At 44.0% G+C, this 19110-nt stretch carries 12 protein-coding genes; 7 read left to right on the top strand and 5 right to left on the bottom strand.

Features of this window, described 5'->3' with window-relative positions:
* The first annotated feature begins 5 nt into the window (after positions 1-5).
* The 5 genes from IH597_14695 (at position 6) to clpB (ending at position 7650) form a co-directional block, all read left to right on the top strand.
* Positions 6-1202 carry a glycosyltransferase gene (locus tag IH597_14695; protein MBE0663701.1) on the top strand — a complete coding sequence of 399 codons (1197 nt, stop codon included), beginning with the start codon at positions 6-8 and terminating at the stop codon, positions 1200-1202.
* Positions 1203-1207: 5 nt separating this feature from the next.
* On the top strand, positions 1208-2917 hold the full coding sequence (locus IH597_14690) for a hypothetical protein (GenBank protein MBE0663700.1): 1710 nt from the start codon (positions 1208-1210) through the stop codon (positions 2915-2917).
* Between the two features lie 297 nt (positions 2918-3214).
* A complete protein-coding gene (locus IH597_14685; GenBank protein MBE0663699.1) occupies positions 3215-3898 on the top strand; it encodes an inorganic pyrophosphatase in 684 nt (227 codons plus the stop codon).
* 24 nt (positions 3899-3922) lie between these two features.
* Entirely contained in the window at positions 3923-4729 is an 807-nt protein-coding gene (gene ppk2, locus IH597_14680) for a polyphosphate kinase 2 (protein ID MBE0663698.1), read from the top strand.
* Between the two features lie 332 nt (positions 4730-5061).
* Entirely contained in the window at positions 5062-7650 is a 2589-nt protein-coding gene (clpB, locus tag IH597_14675) for an ATP-dependent chaperone ClpB (GenBank protein ID MBE0663697.1), read from the top strand.
* On the opposite strand, the gene IH597_14670 is transcribed toward clpB, so the two are convergent.
* Positions 7647-9920: a CotH kinase family protein gene (locus IH597_14670; GenBank protein MBE0663696.1), complete on the bottom strand. Its 2274-nt coding sequence runs from the start codon at positions 9918-9920 to the stop codon at positions 7647-7649. The genes clpB and IH597_14670 overlap by 4 nt on opposite strands.
* A 402-nt stretch (positions 9921-10322) precedes the next feature.
* Here IH597_14670 and IH597_14665 point away from each other — a divergent pair, with 402 nt between their 5' ends.
* Positions 10323-11558, top strand: a complete 1236-nt coding sequence (locus IH597_14665) for an anion transporter (protein ID MBE0663695.1) — start codon at positions 10323-10325, stop codon at positions 11556-11558.
* Positions 11559-11636: 78 nt separating this feature from the next.
* Here IH597_14665 and IH597_14660 read toward each other — a convergent pair whose 3' ends face one another.
* On the bottom strand, positions 11637-13715 hold the full coding sequence (locus IH597_14660) for a hypothetical protein (GenBank protein ID MBE0663694.1): 2079 nt from the start codon (positions 13713-13715) through the stop codon (positions 11637-11639).
* A gap of 227 nt (positions 13716-13942) precedes the next feature.
* Positions 13943-15016, bottom strand: a complete 1074-nt coding sequence (locus IH597_14655; GenBank protein ID MBE0663693.1) for a hypothetical protein — start codon at positions 15014-15016, stop codon at positions 13943-13945.
* Positions 15017-15232: 216 nt separating this feature from the next.
* On the opposite strand from IH597_14655, the gene IH597_14650 reads away from it, so the two are divergent.
* Positions 15233-15982 (top strand): hypothetical protein, encoded by a 750-nt coding sequence (locus IH597_14650; GenBank protein MBE0663692.1) that lies wholly within the window; start codon positions 15233-15235, stop codon positions 15980-15982.
* A 222-nt stretch (positions 15983-16204) separates the two neighbouring features.
* Here the strand turns inward: IH597_14650 and IH597_14645 are convergent, their stop codons facing one another.
* Together IH597_14645 and IH597_14640 are read right to left on the bottom strand one after the other, a co-directional pair.
* Entirely contained in the window at positions 16205-17215 is a 1011-nt protein-coding gene (locus tag IH597_14645) for a hypothetical protein (GenBank protein MBE0663691.1), read from the bottom strand.
* Between the two features lie 26 nt (positions 17216-17241).
* Positions 17242-18966, bottom strand: a complete 1725-nt coding sequence (locus IH597_14640) for a C69 family dipeptidase (GenBank protein ID MBE0663690.1) — start codon at positions 18964-18966, stop codon at positions 17242-17244.
* Positions 18967-19110 lie beyond the last annotated feature (144 nt).

The raw sequence follows: 19110 nt of genomic DNA, 5'->3' as shown, positions 1-19110 counted from the left end.
CCAGCATGCAAACTGAGCGGCAAAAAATTCACGTCCTGCATATCCCGCGTTGGTTTCCGCACCGCGATGATTCAATGTGGGGTTTATTTGTGAAAAATCATTTGCTCTGCCTTGCCGGGAAATGCGAAAACAGCGTGCTATTCCTGCATTTCGTTGAAAAACAAGCTGCAGTTTTCTATATGGTGAACACAATTGATGATTCTTATTACAATTGTACCATTTATATCAGGAAAGCTACAGGCGGGATTGGGCTTCTCAATAACCTGATCAACGGTTTCAGATATTTTACTGCTTGCTGGCGTGGCTACAAAACGATCAGGCTTAAGAGAAATAAGCCCGATCTGGTGCATGTTCATATTCTTACCCGGCCTGCAATTTTCGCACTTTTGCTAAAATGGTTTCATGGCATTCCTTATCTGATTTCCGAACACTGGTCGCGGTACTTTCCTGAACACAATGCGTTTCATGGCTTTTTCCGTAAGAAAATCACCCGATTTATCTTAAAACGTTCGGAGATGCTGCTCCCAGTTTCAGCCTCACTTTATCAGGCTATGGAAGTGCATGGTCTGAACCACCGGCATCATTTCACGCTTGCCAATGCAGTTGATACGGATCTTTTCAAACCTTCTGAAACCAAGCCTCAAAACACTGTGACGAGGTTGATTCATATCAGTTGCTTCGAGGATAAATCAAAAAATATTTCCGGTTTGCTAAAAGCAATGCAACTGCTCAAAGCACAAAATATCCCCGTAACACTTGATCTTGTAGGCGATGGAATTGACCGCATTGAAATGGAAGCCCTGGCAACAAATCTTGGATTGAGTCAGCATGAAGCCATTTTCCATGGAACATTACAGCCCAAAATGCTTGTGAAGTTGCTGCAGCAAAGCGATTTTCTTATCCAGACAAGTTTTTATGAGACCTTCAGTACGGTAGTGGCTGAAAGCCTTGCGTGCGGCATTCCTGTGCTTTCGACGCCCGTAGGCATTTTCCCCGAAATTTTTAAACCGGATTTGGGTTTGATCATCCCGGGAAGCAGTCCCGATGTCATCGTGAACAGCATTGTTTTAGCCATCAGCAAAAAGGGAAGCTTTGATTCATCCGCCATGCGTAACATTGCCATTGAGCGGTTCAGCAATGAAAGTGTTGGAAAAGCGTTGTTTGAAAAATACGAAAGCATCATATCAGCGTCAACCAAATAATGAATATGTCTGAGCGCGAAGGATTGAAATTCGGCATCTTATGCAGTTCCCTGACGTTTTATCGCTGGCAGGCCGAAATTACTGAGCTGCTGATAGCAAATGGCCATCAACCCTCGCTGATTATCATGAAGGCCAAAGAAGAAAGCAGTATTTCCGGATTTCAAAAGTTTAAACAATACCCCTGGAAGTTACTGCTATACCGCTTATACCAGCGCTACATCTTTAAGCCTGTTATGAAGCAGGAAGTTGAAATGAGCCAAACGTTGAAAAACGTTCCTGTTCAGTATTGTCAGATCCGGAAGGTTGATTTCAGCGAATTCTTTGCTGATGAGGATGTAAGTTTTATACTGCAACAAAAGCTGGATTTTATCCTGAGGTTTGGTTTCAACATCCTCAGGGGAAAAGTGCTGCAGGCTGCAAGGTATGGTATCTGGTCGTTTCACCACGGCGATGAGCAACGGTATCGTGGCGGTCCGCCCTGTTTCTGGGAGATTTACAGGAACGACCCTGTCACCGGCGCTGTATTGCAAAAACTCAATGAGAAACTCGATGGGGGAGTAATATTGCGCAAAGGATGGTTCGGTACAATCAAACATTCATACCGCGAAAACCTGGAACGCGTTTATGCAGGCTCTGTTCCCTGGGTATTGCAGGTTTGCAATGATATTCAAAATGACATTGCAGGATATCTTGATGCACCCGGTAGTTCTACCCAGGCACAGGTCAGCAAAGCTCCGGGAAACCTTCTCATGATTTGGTTTGCTATCAAAATTTCTACGAACCGGATCAGGTTCCATCTGAAAGATATTTTGTTGCATGAAAAATGGAATATAGGTTACATTGAAGCACCCATGGAAAAAGTAGCGTTCAGATGGGATGCTTACAGCAAGCGAATCAAATGGTTGCCAAAGCCTTCGAGTAACACCTATGTTGCCGATCCCTTTGTTTATAACCTTGGTGAAGTGCATCGTGTTGTGTATGAAAAATACGATTACAGTGGCATGCGTGGCGATATCGGACAACTCACACTTGACTTGAATGAATCAAATGAAACCGGTGTTGCAGCGCTGAATGATGGTTCACACTTTTCATTTCCTTTTCTTTTCGAACACGGGGTTGATATTTACTGCCTGCCAGAAAATGCTGCCTCAGGCAAATTGAGTTTGTACCGGCTGAGTTGCAATGAAAAGAGTTTTGAGCATGTTACTGATTTATTGCCAGAACCAATTATTGACCCTGTTTTGTTTAAGTGGGGTGCATATTGGTGGCTGTTTGGAACCATGCTTGGCTACCCATCGGAAAGTTTATATATATGGTATTCAACGCAAATGGAAGGCCCATTTCAAGCACATATCAACAATCCGGTAAAAACAGATATAAGCTCATCAAGATCTGCCGGTAAACCATTCATTGTTGGCAACACATTGTATCGTCCGGCCCAGAATTGCAGCAGAACCTACGGCGGAAGCCTTGTTATCAACCAAGTGCTTACACTCAGCCCGGAAGAATTTATTGAACAACCAGCTACTGAACTTTTCCCTTTAAAAAAATGGCAATTCAGCAAGGGCATGCATACATTGTCAGGGAGCGGTAATATTACAGTGATTGATGCCAAGCGGATGCAGTTCATTCCTATTGCGTCCTGGAACAAACTCAAAATGAAAGTCGGGATAAGGCTTACAACGAAATCGGGTTTAGAGAGTTTAGAAGTTTAGAGAGTTTAGCGGGATATTACCACGAAAGCGCGGTAACGCGAGGATTTTTTGAAGAAGTGCGAACAAGTATTACCTCCGGTGAGAACGCTTCGCTAAGTTAACGAACAGCGATTTATGAAGTGCCATCCTATGTTCGAAAATCATAATTCTTTAATTCTTGTTCTCAAATCAATTATTTTATGATTTGTCATTTTAACGATCAAACCGCATCCCTGATAGACTTTTCGCTGGAACCAAGAAATATAGTTACTTATCCGCTACGATTCGTTACATTTGTTTTCTAAAAATTATAATCCAATGGGAAATCGCTTAATGGACCCAATAGGAAGATTGATGGGTCTCAGGTATAAATCACATCCCTGGCATGGGGTGGAAGTGGGCCACAGAGCGCCCGAAATACTTACTTGTTATATTGAAATGGTAACTACTGACACTGTTAAGTATGAAGTGGACAAAGTAAGCGGTTACCTGCGCATTGACCGGCCACAGAAATATTCCAATGTGCTGCCGGCGCTGTATGGCTTTATCCCCCAAACACTGTGTGCGGAAAAAATTGCTGAATTTGCCAAAGAAAAAACCGGCAGAACTGATGTAATAGGCGATGGTGATCCACTGGATATTTGCGTGCTTGCTGAAAAATCAATTTCTCATGGCGATATCCTTGTACATGCAATTCCTATCGGAGGGTTCAGAATGATTGATCTTAACCAGGCAGACGATAAAATTATCGCAGTGCTGAAGGATGACGCAGTGTACGGCCATTATACTGATGTTGCTGATTGTCCGGATCTCGTGGTCCAACGCCTGAAGCATTATTTTCTTACTTACAAGGATTTACCGGGAAACCCGAGGGATTGTGAAATCACCCATACCTACAATGCTGCTGAAGCACATGAAGTGATCCGCAGATCAATGGATGATTATAGAGCAAAATTTGAAAACCTGGATATACTTCTTTCTGAATACGATATGATGAAATAGATCAGTAATTAAACGCTCATCACCATGGAAGAAAACAGTGACTTATCCAAAGACAAGAAACTGCCCCGAAAATTCTATAAGGAAGAACTGGGGCGTTTACAGGTTGAGCTGGTCAGGCTTCAGGATTGGGTAAAAGATCATGGATTAAAAGTAGTGATCATTTTTGAGGGCAGGGATGCTGCCGGTAAGGGCGGCGTTATCGCCAGGATCACTCAACCACTCAATCCCCGCATCTGCCGCGTTGTCGCTCTTGGTGTTCCGACTGAAAAGGAAAAAACACAATGGTATTATCAGCGTTATGCTCCCCACCTGCCTGCTGCCGGCGAAATGGTTTTGTTCGATCGCAGTTGGTACAACCGTGCCGGGGTTGAACGCGTGATGGGTTATTGCAGTGATGAGGAATACTGGGAGTTTTTGCGATCCTGTCCAAATTTTGAACGGATGCTTATCCGCTCGGGCATTATTCTGATCAAATATTGGTTCTCGGTTAGCGAAGAGGAGCAAGAAGAAAGATTTCAAAACCGCCTGTTGGATCCAACCAAAATATGGAAGCTTAGCCCGATGGACCTGGAATCTAGGAGCCGTTGGGTTGAGTATTCAAGAGCTAAGGATGAAATGTTTTCTTATACCGATACCAAGCAATCGCCCTGGTGGGTTGTTAATGCCGATGATAAACGCCGGGCCAGGCTCAACACGATTCATCATTTACTAAGCATGGTTCCTTATAAAGAGTTGCCACCTTCCATCACTAAACTGCCACCCCGGCCTGAAGGCAAAGGATACGTCAGAACACCGTTTGCCGATCAGAGTTTTGTTCCGGAGGTTTACTGAGCATCCCGGCCACATTGACAGTTACGCTTTGAATACTCATGACGCAATTGAATGATTAACAACATGTAATGGTGTTGGAACGAATCTTGATTTGCTGTTTTCGCCGTTGAAATAGCACAAAGTGAGGTAAGCAACAGATCAATTTCAATTTTAAAAACATATAACCCACGAGGTTTTACAGTTCTCCGTTTGATGGAAAAGTTGGCAGTAGACAGTCTGCAGTTGGCAAAAATCCCGTACTGCATTACTGCATCACTGCATCACAAAAAAGCGATCTGTATCTACGGGCGTTAATTTCGAAACCTAAGCAACTAAAAAATAATTTTACACTTATGAACCTGAACAACTTCACAATAAAATCGCAGGAGGCCATTCAAAAGGCACAAGAGATTGCCACGGGCTTTCAGCACCAAGCCATTGAAAATGTCCATATCCTCAAAGGAATTTTGGCTGTTGATGAAAATGTAGCGCCTTTCTTATTCAAGAAACTGAATGCGAATCCGGATCGCATTGGCCAACAGGCAGATGAAATCCTAAAGAGCCTTCCAAAAGTAAGTGGGGCTGAACGATATTTCAGCAATGAAGCTCGGGAAACGCTTGTGAAAGCGAGTTCTTTCCTGAAAGAATCCGGGGATGAATTTGTTGCCATAGAACATCTGTTGCTTGCCATTTTGCAAGCAGGCGACCAAACCGCCCAGATGCTTAAAGCAGAGGGAATAAACTTAAAAGACCTTAAGCAGGCCATCAAAATGTTGCGACAGGGAAACCCGGTGAAGAGTAAAACTGCTGAGGACACTTACAATGCATTGAACCGATATGCACGCAACCTCAATGAACTTGCACGCGAGGGCAAACTGGATCCGGTAATCGGCCGTGATGATGAAATACGCAGGGTTTTGCAAATTCTTACACGACGCACAAAAAACAATCCCATCCTGATTGGCGAACCAGGAGTCGGAAAAACTGCCATTGCCGAAGGACTTGCGCACAGGATCATCAATGGCGACGTTCCTGAAAACCTGAAGAGCAAGCAGGTTTATTCACTTGATATGGGCGCACTCATTGCCGGGGCAAAATACAAAGGCGAGTTTGAGGAACGCTTAAAAAGTGTCGTAAAGGAAGTAATTTCATCGGATGGGGAAGTTGTACTTTTCATTGATGAGATCCATACGCTGGTTGGCGCCGGTGGTGGTGAAGGAGCAATGGACGCTGCCAATATATTAAAACCTACCCTTGCCCGTGGCGAGTTACGCGCCATTGGAGCAACGACGCTTAAGGAATACCAGAAATACTTCGAGAAAGACAAAGCCCTGGAGCGGAGGTTCCAGATTGTGATGATCAATGAACCTTCTACACCCGATGCAATTTCAATTTTGAGAGGCCTGAAAGAACGCTACGAATCGCATCATCAGGTTCGGATCAAAGATGAAGCGATCATTTCGGCAGTTGAGCTGTCGCAGCGCTATATCACTGACAGGTTTCTTCCTGATAAAGCCATTGACCTGATTGATGAAGCAGCATCAAAGCTTCGGCTCGAAATCAATTCGGTGCCGGAAGCCCTTGATGAGGTTGAGCGCAGGATCAGGCAGCTTGAAATTGAGCGCGAAGCGATCAAAAGGGAAAACGATAAGGATAAGCTTGAGCAACTCAACCGCGAATTGGCCAACCTGAGCGAATCGCGAAACAGCCTGAAAGCCAAATGGCAATCGGAAAAAGAAGTGGTTGACAAGATACAGCAGCAAAAGAAAGCTATTGAAAATTTCAAGTTCGAAGCAGAGCATGCCGAGCGTGAAGGAAATTACGGCAGGGTTGCAGAGATAAGATATGGCCTTATCAAAAATGCCGAGATCCAGCTTGAACATCTTAAAACGAAACTGCAGAAACTGCAAGGTGATGACCCGATGGTAAATGAAGAAGTGGGGGCCGAAGAAATTGCAGAAATCGTTTCGCGCTGGACAGGGATTCCGGTTAACCGGATGCTGCAGAGCGAACGGGAAAAACTGTTGAACCTGGAAGTTGAACTGCACAAACGTGTGGTAGGCCAGGATGAAGCAATTGAGGCCCTGGCCAATGCCATCCGCCGCAGCCGTGCCGGATTGCAGGATGCCAAAAGGCCTGTAGGCTCCTTTATCTTTATGGGAACCACCGGTGTAGGCAAAACAGAACTGGCTAAGGCTTTGGCGGAGTATCTGTTTAACGATGAGAACGCCATGGTGAGGATTGATATGTCGGAATACCAGGAAAGGCATACCGTATCCAGGCTTATTGGAGCCCCTCCGGGCTATGTTGGCTACGATGAAGGTGGGCAGCTGACTGAAAAGATCCGCCGTAGACCCTACGCCGTTGTGCTGCTCGACGAAATTGAAAAAGCACATCCCGATGTGTTTAATATCTTGCTGCAGGTGTTGGATGACGGCCGTTTAACTGATAATAAAGGCCGGACTGCTGATTTCCGGAATAGTATCATTATCATGACTTCAAATATAGGTTCGCACCTGATCCAGGAAATGTTTGAAAAAATGAGTGATGAGAACCGGGAAGAGCAAATAGAAATTACCCGTCAGCAGGTGTTTGACCTGCTCAGGCACAGCATTCGGCCCGAATTTTTAAACAGGATTGACGAAATTATCATGTTCAGGCCACTGACTGAAAATGAAATTGAAGGCATTGTAAAACTGCAGCTTGAAGCAGTAAAATCAATGCTTGAGCAGAATGGATTCAATATGGCCTATACGGATGCGGCGATCAAACTTATTGCACAATTGGGCTTTGATCCTCAGTATGGCGCCAGGCCCCTCAAACGGGTTATCCAGCGCGAAGTCCTGAATGTACTTTCAAAAGAGTTGCTGGCCGGTAAACTGAGCAGGGATCAGAGAATCCTGGTTGACGAAGTTAATGGAAAAGTGGTGTTTACAAATTAACGCCTGAGAATCACCAGCTTTACAGCACTGTGTTCTAAAGCTTTAACAAGGTAAATCCCTGCCGGTAAATCTGTGATATCAGCATTTTGAACCTTTTCAGCCTGCATGAGCATCAAGCCTTGCAGGTTGAAAATCTGGAAGTCCACAGCTTCATCGAAATATATGAAATTGCCTGTGACAGGATTTGGCCAGAAATTCAACGGTTTGATGGGCGATTCCGGATTTTGGATTCCTGAAACTCCATTGCTGCTACCCGGTGTTGGGGTCGTAAAAAACACCCACTCCCCTGCCCCGTCACCATTACGGCCCATGGAAATATCCGTCTCCTGAGATCCATAAACGTAACTGTCAATCAAAGCATAATTTGAAACCTCATTATCGAACAAACCAATTTCTTCGCCATCCTTGTCCAGTTTATATGGTGTATGCATAGGCCCCTGTTCCGGTTGACCATCGGCCCACACGATCAGGAAACCTCCGGCACTGATCGTCGTATCTGGGAATGCCCATTTTGTCGGATTATTCAGGTTATCGCTAAGATATTTATCCCCAAGCCAGACGGGTTCGCTACCGGCATTGAAAATCTCAATCCAATCGTCGTACTCGCCAAATTCATCAGCAATGGTGGTGCTGTTGCTGGCCATAAATTCATTGATATACAGTGATACTCCTGATGGGTGCGCGATCAGCCAGAAAACCGGATCGCAAGGTTTCAGCGAGCTTGACTGCTGAGAATCACCGGCGCTTATCCTGAATTCGAGCATTGTATTTGCAGGGAAAGCATCCAGGTAAACGCCAAAGGTTTTATCACCAGCAAGTCCATCGTTTTGCTGGCCATCGTCGGACATCGTTACCTGGCTCCATGCATTTCCATTCACACGGTATTCAACTTCAACAAGAGGGTTTTCATCCTCGTCTTCAACAAATGCATTTATAAGCACCTGCTGACCGGGCCGTGGATGATTATGCCTGATATACTTAATCATCGGCGGTGCATTTATATTGCTGGCCTGTGCAAGCGCTGAAGCGTTGCGGTTGGTGAAGAATGGAAACAAACCAATCGGGACGTGGTCGCCAAGCGCCTGATAATACGAGTTGTTGAATGAGTTCATATTGTAGCCATAATCAAGCGGGTAATATGGATCGTAAACCAGGTAAGGCGAAATTAAATCCTTAATGCTGTTGACGGAATCTATAAAAGTCTGGGTTGCGGTGACATGGTTAACAGCCTGCTTCAGGTAATAGGTAAACTGCGCCTTGTATTCAGGCACTTGCATGATGCGAGAGTAGAGCGCCCGCTTTTCTGAACTCGAAGAAGGATTCCAGGAATAAATATTCCGGGTTGACCAATTGACATTGAACCAGTCAATGCCGAATGAATTGTCAACATCGTAAGGAATGTACTCAAATAGCCCGGTGTCAGTGTTAAAATAAAGATAAAAATTGTTCTTGTTAAAAATGTAGCCATCCCAGTTGGCCGTGAGGATATCCAGCGCAGCAATCTTCAGATAATCCTGCACATTAAAGATCTTTTCGAGTTCGCAGGGTAATTGGCTTATAGTGGTATTGTTGAGCGTGTTAATAAATTCAGCAATCAATGTATAGTCGTCGTTTTCCTGAATTTTCAGATCATAAACCCGTCTTCCGCTATGTTCAAGTTTGTAAAGGTTCGGGTTCGAACCAAGATAATCAAGGTCAGCCGGCCAAAGGCATTTGTAGAGATCACCATCATTGTTCCCAAACCGTGATTTTACAAAGTTCTCATCAATATGCTCCACATTGATGTACAGGCCATAGTAGTTGCCATTGATGTAAACCCTAACATGATTGGATCGTGGAACAGCTACCTTGCTTTGGTTGAAAATATCCCACACCAGCCTTGCCCTGATCACCGAAGGGTCGTTGTGCTCGCCATTCAGATTGAGCTTTTCCACGCCATGATATTTTCGTCCGGAAATAAAGGTATTGAAGGAAACCTTCAGCGATTTCTTTTGTGAATGCCGCGATGTGTTTCCTCTCAACCTGAACCCAATATCGTTGATCGTATCATGAATATCTCCATTGTTGAAAACGAAGGTTGCCCTGAATTCATGATTGCTTTCAACGTTCTCGTAAATCCAGGCCAATGAATCGGGATGGATCACAATATCAATTCTTGGAACGGTGTTGGAAACATATAACGGACCCGGTTCAGGAAATGCAGGCTGTGCAATAAGTTTGAATAACAGTGTGACAAAAGCTAGTATTATAAACAGAGGTTTATTCGGCATTTTTAGATGATTAACAGAATATTGCAAAATTTCGGTAAAGGTAAGAAAGTCCTGGAACAGGTTTCGAAAAATGAACCGGCCATTTAGCAGGTAAATATTCAGTTGGAGCTAAATGGTTTTTAATGTGGCTAAAGCCGCTCAACTTGCTGAATATTAAAGACTATCTCAAAACGTGTGTGTTTACGATTTTTTGTCATCCTGAGTGTAACGAAGGAACTGGTTTTGAAGCTTAGAAGAGATCCTTCTCCACAGCGGCGGATCAGGATGACAAGATTAGACCTTTTGAGACATCCTCATCAGAAAATAAAAAGATAAGGCTTTAGCCGCAATTAACGATTTTGCTATGACCTTACAATGTAGGCTCAATATTCATAATTTTGGCGCTTCACATAACCAAAGAAAATGCAAACCACTGCGCTGATCATTTTTGTCATCACTTACATCGGCATCATTTTTACCCGCTTGCCAAAAGCAAACATTGACAGGCCTTCGGCAGCATTTTTTGGCGCCGTTGCCATGATACTCTTTGGCGTGCTCAGCTTTGAAGAAGCCATTGATGCTGTTGATTTTGACACCATTGCCTTGCTGCTGGGTATGATGATCGTCATCGCCACACTTCAGCTTGATGGTTTCTTTTCATTCATTGCCAGCAAAACCATTGCGTATGCTGCCAACCAATGGCGTTTGCTCATCATTATCACTTTCTTTACAGGGATTGCAAGCGCTTTTCTGGTTAATGATGCTGTTGTATTGTTGTTTACGCCTGTGATTATCATGATTTGCCGGAACTCAAAACTGAACCCTGTCCCCTACCTTATTGCCGAAATTCTGGCTGCCAACGCCGGCAGTGTGATGGCGATTACTGGAAATCCCCAAAACATGCTGATTGGTGTAAACTCAGGAATCGGTTATGCGGAGTTTTTGTGGAAACTGGCTCCTGTCAGCTTACTGAGCATGCTGATTATTGTTTGGGTAGTGCGCTGGGTTTATCCAACAACGTTCAGGAACAAACAGCCCATTATCTTTCAGAACCAAGGCTTTGAGTATCATTTCGCTTCCATGAAATATTCAGTACCAGTATTTCTGCTAGTGATTTTGTTGTTTTTTCTCGGTTCGAACCTGAACCTTTCAATCCCGATGATCGCGCTTATCGGTGGTTCTCTGATCCTGCTGCTGGGTAAAATAAAACCATCGCGCGTAATAGAGAAAGTAGATTGGGTTCTGCTGCTGTTTTTTGCTTCATTGTTCATTGTTGTTGAAGGCCTCGAAAAGTCAGGTTTGCTGATTCGTTATATTGATGCCAATCTTTTTTCTGACGATTTGATGGGCATCGGTGCGATCCACGGTATCAGCCTGGCGCTGGTGCAGGTTGTAAGCAATGTGCCTTTCACTGTTGTGATGCTGCCATTCATGAAAGCAGCCGCTAGTGAATTGCTTTGGCTTACTTTGGCCTCGGCTTCAACCCTGGCAGGCAATGCCACGATCATCGGCGCTATAGCCAACCTCATCGTCATTGAAGTCGCAGAGCGCGAAGGCATTAAAATCGGTTTCTTTGAGTTTCTGAAACCAGGCATCATTGTAACGATACTCAGCTTTGTGATCTCAATTGCTGTGCTGTATTTATACACATGTTTCTAAAAAAAACAGGAACCCAGGTAATAACCTGAATTCCTGTTCTGATCATATTCTTCTTTTTCGATCCGAAAAGCTGGAACGCTAATTTATTGAAACATCGTCAAGGAGTATGGCTGTATCGTAAATGCTATCGCCAACGTCGGTGCAGCGGAGGACGAGCGATACACATTTGCCTTTGTATGCTGAAATATCGAAGCTAGATGTTTGCCATCCGGTCATGAATACGCCACCGCGGTCAAATACAATATCTGGCGAGACTGCGATCAGATCCCCGGGAATTCCTTCCGGAATATCTGCTGTTGGGGCCGAAGCACCAAACTCAGCAGCAATTAAGTCAATGGACTTGTTAAGAATTATTTCCTCTCCAAGATCTTCACTGATCAGCACCAATTGAAAACGATCCTGGTAGGGTGAGCCAATATATTCAAGGAATTCTTCGGAAAGGAAATTCCACTTCAGGCTTAACTCAGACGCGTTTGATGGAATATTAAAGGATTGTGAAATATTCCCCGTCTCTGTTGTATATCCAAGCCCTGTGGATATGATGCCCATATAATTTCCGCCAGGAGGAGTAATGTAGCCCAACTGGCTGATCATTCTTCCGTCGCCGTTCCTGGTCCAGCCCAGATGACCATCTTCAAAATTTCCGTTGATGAGCGATAAGGCAAACTTCATTGTTGATGAGCCTCTGATCTTAAAAGTAGTAGTTGGCGGACCAGGGTGTGATTGATTTATTTTGCTAACCTCACCCGTCGTTTTTGCATTCTTAGCAAGGGTAGTAAAAACATCTCTGGCAACAGGAACGCAAAAAGCCCCGTCAACTGACTCGGTATAACCATAATAGGTTTTTGCTCCTTTACCAATAAATGCATCGCGCAGATTTGAGGTTTTATCGCTGGCGCATGAATTATTCAGGATCACACTTTGAGGGAATTCCCCCGGTAAGGCGGAAATAAAAGACTCATACACCTTATAAACATCGGATCGCGTGGTAACAGTGCCAGTTTTACTGATACCAATATTTTTCGAGATACCGATTTTAGGGTTCGCACCCTGCATCATGGGTTTATAGGTTTGATATGCAGCGAGAAGAGTATCTGCAATTTCTGCCGTCAGTATTGCCTTGCCGCCGGAGCCATGCGTTGCAAACACAACAATACCGTATGCGGTAATATCGTATAAGCGGTCAATAGTACATTCCTGGTTGAGATAGTAATTCACAGGAAAATCGCCGCAGGCCAAACTGTCCAGGATATTGATAATATGAGGTCTTTCATTGTTTCGCCATACGGCTTCATAAGCGGCATAAATAAAAACATTACGGTTACCAATTGTATTGGGGTCAAACGAAAGAGAGCTTTTAGTTTCAGGATAATTCTCACCACGGGTTTGTTTTGAAAGCGGAATAGCCGCTGTTTTTCCGCGATCCGGATATATAATTTCATTTGCAACAAGTCCGCCCCTTGAATCGCTTAAACCGTTTTCGTCGAGCAATGAGATGATAACACCACCCATCAGCCCCGATTTGTATTTGATCTCCAAAGAAGTGATTCCGTCCTGCTCAACCGATTGCACTTCGGGTTGCGACTTCAACCATTGCACAAGCTGGGTTACGGCGCTTTCGGCATTGTTTTGATTACCGTTTAAATAATTGTCGAGCTGAGCGGCAACGTTGCCCTGGATCGTAAACAAGGCCTTTACATCAGAAGAATTGAGATCGTTATACACCTCAAAAAAAGCTATCACTGATTCAACCTCTTCTGAACTGTCTTTAAGCTTTGCAACAGCCTGGAATTTAATCTGACCTTTTGCCGGTTCATTAATATTAAACCTCCCGCTGAAAACCCGGTCGCCTTTAATATCGTCGCCAGCGTTGGCAAGGTCACCGTTGTCAAGTAAATACCCTATTTCCAGGGAATTTCCATTGGCAGCAATTTTTATCAGCCGCAAGGTATCGCCTGCGTCAATGCCTGGCGGAACTTTAATATGTGCCGATAGTTGGGTGTTCACATTTACAAGCGCTTCCTGGGGAGTGATGGACAAGTTTCCGAGTTGCGGAATTTCTTCGTCGTCTTTCTTGCAATTAGAAAGACTAACTGCGATCATAATAATGAATAGCACGGAAAACCCGGCTTTTCTAAGCAGAAATAGATTTTTCATTTGAAATTGGATTGTGGTTAATAAATGGATCTTCTGATAAACAATGGTGCCCCAAAATTAAGCATCGAAGAAGCAGATAGCAAGTTTTATTTGAATTTATTTTTTTGTTAAAACAACTACCAAATGCGATTCTCACGATCCAGTGCGATGTCAAGCATCTTAACTGGGATCATAAAAAACCGCAACCTTGTAAGGTCGCGGTCTTCAATATCTTGATATAAAATGGTTTATCTCTTTAAAATGCCGGCTTTCAGCCCTTCAAGTTCAACGCCCAACGCTTCGAAAAGCCATTCATAGGTTCCGTCAGAATAAACAATTACTGGTTCAGGATAACTTTCCTCCCAGTACGTGTCATAGAACAAACGAAATTCGATGTGACCGATGATACTGTTATTCTCTGTCTGAATAACTTCTACGTCCAAATGATCGTTCATGCAGTCAACATCTAACTCACTACAGGTATTCATACCCGTTCCATTGATTTCCCCTTCAAACCTTAAGGGTGTGAGCTGGAAATTTCCAGAAAGTTTTTCAATATCATCCTGGTCTGCCGTGTATTTGATAGTAAGATTATAACTCAGCAGCACATCGCCGTCTTTTTTCAAAGAAGCCGTAGAGGTGTAATTTACGCCACTTCCCGTTTGTGTAAGAGTTAACTGATAAGGATCCATTGTATAGGTAATTGATGTGGCAACCGGCAATCCTTCACTATTCAGGGTAGCATTGTATGTGCAGGTCATAACGGTCAGGTTATCAATCTTGAGTGTAGCCTTTACTTTTGTAAGTACTTGCTCAGTGTAGGTACCCCATTCATCTGTGTATTCAATTTCCACAAATTCAATATCTTCTAATTTCAGGCTTCCGTTAATTTCTTCGTTGGCCATGGCTTCCTCATCGGCTGGAAACAGGAGCACAAGATCGGACAGGCTTGGGTCGGTCAGATCAAATTCTTCGGTTATAAAATTAAAGGTGTATTCGCCGCCTTCTTCAGGATCTATCTCATCATCTTTGAGGTTATCCCTGATAATCTTGTTAAACACGGCAAGGTTGTATTTTTCCATATTGATTGCAGATGATTTCCAGTCGCCTTCCATATTCATGAGTTCTGACAAGTAAATCATTGAAGACATTGCCGGTGTAGCCATCATTTCATTCATGTTGGCCTGAACGGTTTGACTGGCTGATCTGATTTCGATCTTCGCATCTTCGGCTGAAAGTTCTTCTTTGTCTTTCTTACAGGTAATAAGTGACATTGAAAGAAAGATCAACAGTACTGAAAATAAACTAATTCTTGTTTTCATAGCAATAAAATTTAAATTAATGATGTGTTTTATGCCGCAAAGATATTATTTGTAAGTGTTAAAAGTCAAATTATTTTGAATTATTATGCATAAAAGATAATTTTGTTATTTATTTGAAAGCAACGGACAATTCATGGCTAAATCAATGCCAGAGAGTTATCCGATGAATTAATAGGTCAAAACGGTTGTCGTCTGGCTTCAATGAAATTTGAATTAATGAAATCCATTTTCCAGTTCCTTTTTTATTCCATATTACTGGGTTCGTGCCTTTCGGATGAAGATAAACATCGTTATGAACCACAAAGCGAAGCCATAAAGGCACAAAATGAAGCCTCTGATTTGGCGTATGCTGGTATTTCGGAGCTCAGGAAAGGCGACATTATCGTGAAACCAAACCTGAACATCCTTCCCGGAACTTCATTTGTTGAAGGTGGCTGGGGTTATGGCCATGCCGCAATTGTTACCGTAGGCGCTAAAAATATGTCCGCCGACAGCTTGCTCGCATCCTGCATGATTTTTGAGTCCCACGCCCGGCCCGTTCATAGAATCCATCAGTTAAGGGAAGTGCCAGGTTTTATCATCAGCGATGATCCGGCAATACATAATAATACTTTTGCGCCCAGGTTTGCCGGAAACCGTTACAGGTTGCGCCTGAATATTACAGAAAGCCAGGTTGATTCAATCATTGCTTTTGTGCGATCACAAAAAGGAAGTTATTCAAGTTGGAACGCCATGAAGCGTTTCCCTGAAACTCCAGAGGTTGAATTGCTTGTCAATGAAGGAAAACGCGCAAGCTGGGCAGATAACACGCATTGGTATTGCTCGCAGCTGATCTGGCAATCGGTTTATTATGTCACTGGCATTGACCTCGATCCGAATGGAGGCTATTTTGTATATCCCAGCGATTTAATCTCCAGTCCCTGGTTTGATAACACGCGGGATTTCGAAGGCCGGGCAAGGTTTTAGACAGATAAGGACGAAACCAGCTTTCGTGTTGTCGCTCTCATTGTGATGCAGTGACTTGTCCGCCGAAAGCACGGGCTATTGGCTTGGATGGCGGATACAGTGATGCAGTGATACTGTATTAGTTTTTCATTTTATTGTTTCATTTTTTGCCAACTGCCAACTGGCGATTGCTAACTCATCACCTGAATGTTTTACTCTATAGCAGAACAACTACAGATATTCTCACTTTTTGATATTCAGCAGATGTTTGGCCGAAAAGAGCAAATCCTCGATATACATGTAAGAGCCATCGCTGTAATAGAAAACATAATCAAGTTTATCGCTTGCTTCCCTTGTTCTGAGCTTGATCTCACCCAACTTTCTGCCATCTCTTATCCGGCTTGCAACCATCCGGCTGTGTTTGTTGAATTCTCCAATGTAATCAACAGTATTTCCATCAATGGCATCGTTATCAATATCAGCATCAATTTGAACAGGAAACATAGCAAACTGCGAATTGATGGATCGAAAAAAGAATGTTCCCTGTTCGGTCATATTGATGTTGGATTTCACTTTCCAGCTCGCCAGCTCCTTTGAATCCTTGGAAACTTTCACGGCCATCTTTAGTTTGCCATGATCTTTTCTCAGCCTTGTGTTCATATCCATCAACAGCAAGTAATTTTCAAGTTTAAGCCTCAAGTGTGCTTCAACGGGCAATTGATGTTCCAGCCTGGCTTCATGTTCAATGCTAACAGCCAGGAACTCGCCCACATACATGGCTGCTGCAAAACTGGTGGGAAACATCAGGCTGCTGCTACTCGCTTCTTCGGTGTAATTTGTTATGATCAATCGAACAGGCATGATCTTGTCAACTTTCCAGTCATAATGTATGATGATCGAATCTGATGTCCCGGATCGAATAAAAAGTTTGGTGATGGTATCCAACACATACTGGCCTTTGTGTTGGTCAAAATCAAAGCGTTGAATCCCTGTGGCTGAGCTTGTCGAAGCCTGCAATGTGCTCTTATGCGCGTAAAACGGTACAGGCACATTTTCGACCGCAAGGATTTCTTTCAGGATTGTAAACGTCCTGCTGTGCTCCAAACCTTTTGATAAAGTGATAATTTCATTATCAAATGCCCTCAGGTGGGTTTCAGCTTCATCCTTTGAAAGGGGTTGCCGGCATGAATTTAATAATACCAGAATCGCAGCAATAAGCAGCAGGAAGATATCAGGCTTATTTGGCTTCAACATGTATATGGGTTCAGAAAAGGCTATTCCTAAAAACGATATTCAAACTTGTCACCGGTTTCTTCAATGAGTTTGCGCAGCCACCACTCCGGATAGCCCGGATGCTCCGGGGGAACCGGATAACCATGTGGGTTTCTGAGGAACTCCCCGTCTTTCTCGGGTTTCACATTGCCATCCATGTATTTAACAAGCAGGAAATTGCTGAGATCCTGCCATCTTTTTACAACCTGGTTGCCGGCGTCCACCGAATAATCAGTCAGGAATTCCCTTGCCATAGCGGGATCAGATTCATGGAGTGCAATGGCAGCCTTATCAATGGCAGTATTCATGGCCACAAACCGGCTTTCAAGTTCCTGCTGTACATCGATGATGTCGCTGCTCATAAGATCATACCGCAGATAAGCAAAATTGGCCACCCGGTTGAACACCCAGAAGGCGGAGTTGTCTGAATAGGTCAGCATATCGCCATTGCCTTCTGCGAAGGTTTCCGGCACGCGGGTCATACTTGAATACATTGGAATATAAACGGTAGTTGCAGCGTCGTCAACGCCAAACCAAAAAATTCCGCCAACAGCATCGGGAAGCCAGTTCCTTGACTGCGCAACATAAGAAAACCCGGTTTGCTGCGTAGCCGTTGACCTTTCATGGAAATATGTTTTATCATCTAGTTTAAAAGTGAGCGGACGCCAGCGGTAAGGCAATTTATGTGGTCCTGCACCAAAATCATTGCGCAGGTCAAGATCGGTTCCGGTAAGATGATCGCGCATAAAAGACTTCAGGTCGCTCACGCTTAACTTGCGATTGGGCTTTATAAACAAAGGCATTCTGTTTTCTGGTTCGAAGCCCGAGGCATATCCGGCATATTGGTTCATCTCATCGTTTATTTCCTTGAAAAATGACCAAACCCTGATTTCGCAAAAACGCAAGGCACCAAAATCAATCGGAGCGTACACATCGCTGAAACTGAATTCAGTATCAGCGCCCTTAAAATACCCTTGTTTCCGTGCGAACTCAATGACATCGTGCGCATACACCACTTCGACTTCCGGATTGCTTATTTTTTCAATTTCCTTGCTGCCGATTGAAGTTTTTCCATCCGATAAGGGGAAGTTCATGATCCGTGCATGGTTGGCGTGGGCGCTTACATAACCATCGGGAATGCGGATGGCTACCCACACAGCGCCCTGGTTGCGGTTGCGCAAAACGCCGTTTTCATCATGATAGAGGTCCATTCCTTTGCCGATAATTTCCATGATCCACGCCTCGTTGGCATCGGAAATGGAAAATGATTCGCCGGTACTGTAATAACCATGTTCTTCAACCAAACGTGCAATCCAGGCAATGGCTTCACGCGCGGTGCGGCTTCGTTGCATGCTCAGGAACATCAGGCTTCCGTAATCTACCATTCCGGTGGTGTCATGAAGCTCACTACGGCCTCCGAAGGTGGTTTCACCAATGGCTACCTGGTGTTCGTTCATAAAACCGATTACATTATAGGTGTATGGAACCTGTGGCACTTCGCCAAGAAATTTAGCCGTTCCGCGGTCGCACAGTTTCACGGTTGCACTTTCTGGGTGATGGGCTGCCGGCCGGTGATAGAGTTCGCCGTAACGAATGTGCGAATCAGCCGCATAGGTGATCATTACCGAGCCATCCACCGAGGCTCCGCGGGTCACAATAATATTGGTGCAGGCAAAAACATGGGATACGAGGAGGATCAGGGACGTAGTGGAAAGTAGAAATTTATTATTCATTGGATTTTTTTTAGAAGGTTTAGGGGTTTAGAGAGTTTAGAGGTTTAGGGGTTGGTTGCTGGTTGCTGGTTGCTGGTTACTGGTTGCTGGTAGCTGGTGGTTACTGGTTGCTGGTTGGCGGTTCATAATTCGAATGTTCTATTG

Source organism: Bacteroidales bacterium (assembly GCA_014860575.1).
Lineage (GTDB): Bacteria > Bacteroidota > Bacteroidia > Bacteroidales > JAAYJT01 > JAAYJT01.
The sequence above is the reverse complement of the archived record's forward strand: the minus strand, read 5'-3'. Positions and strand labels throughout refer to the sequence as shown.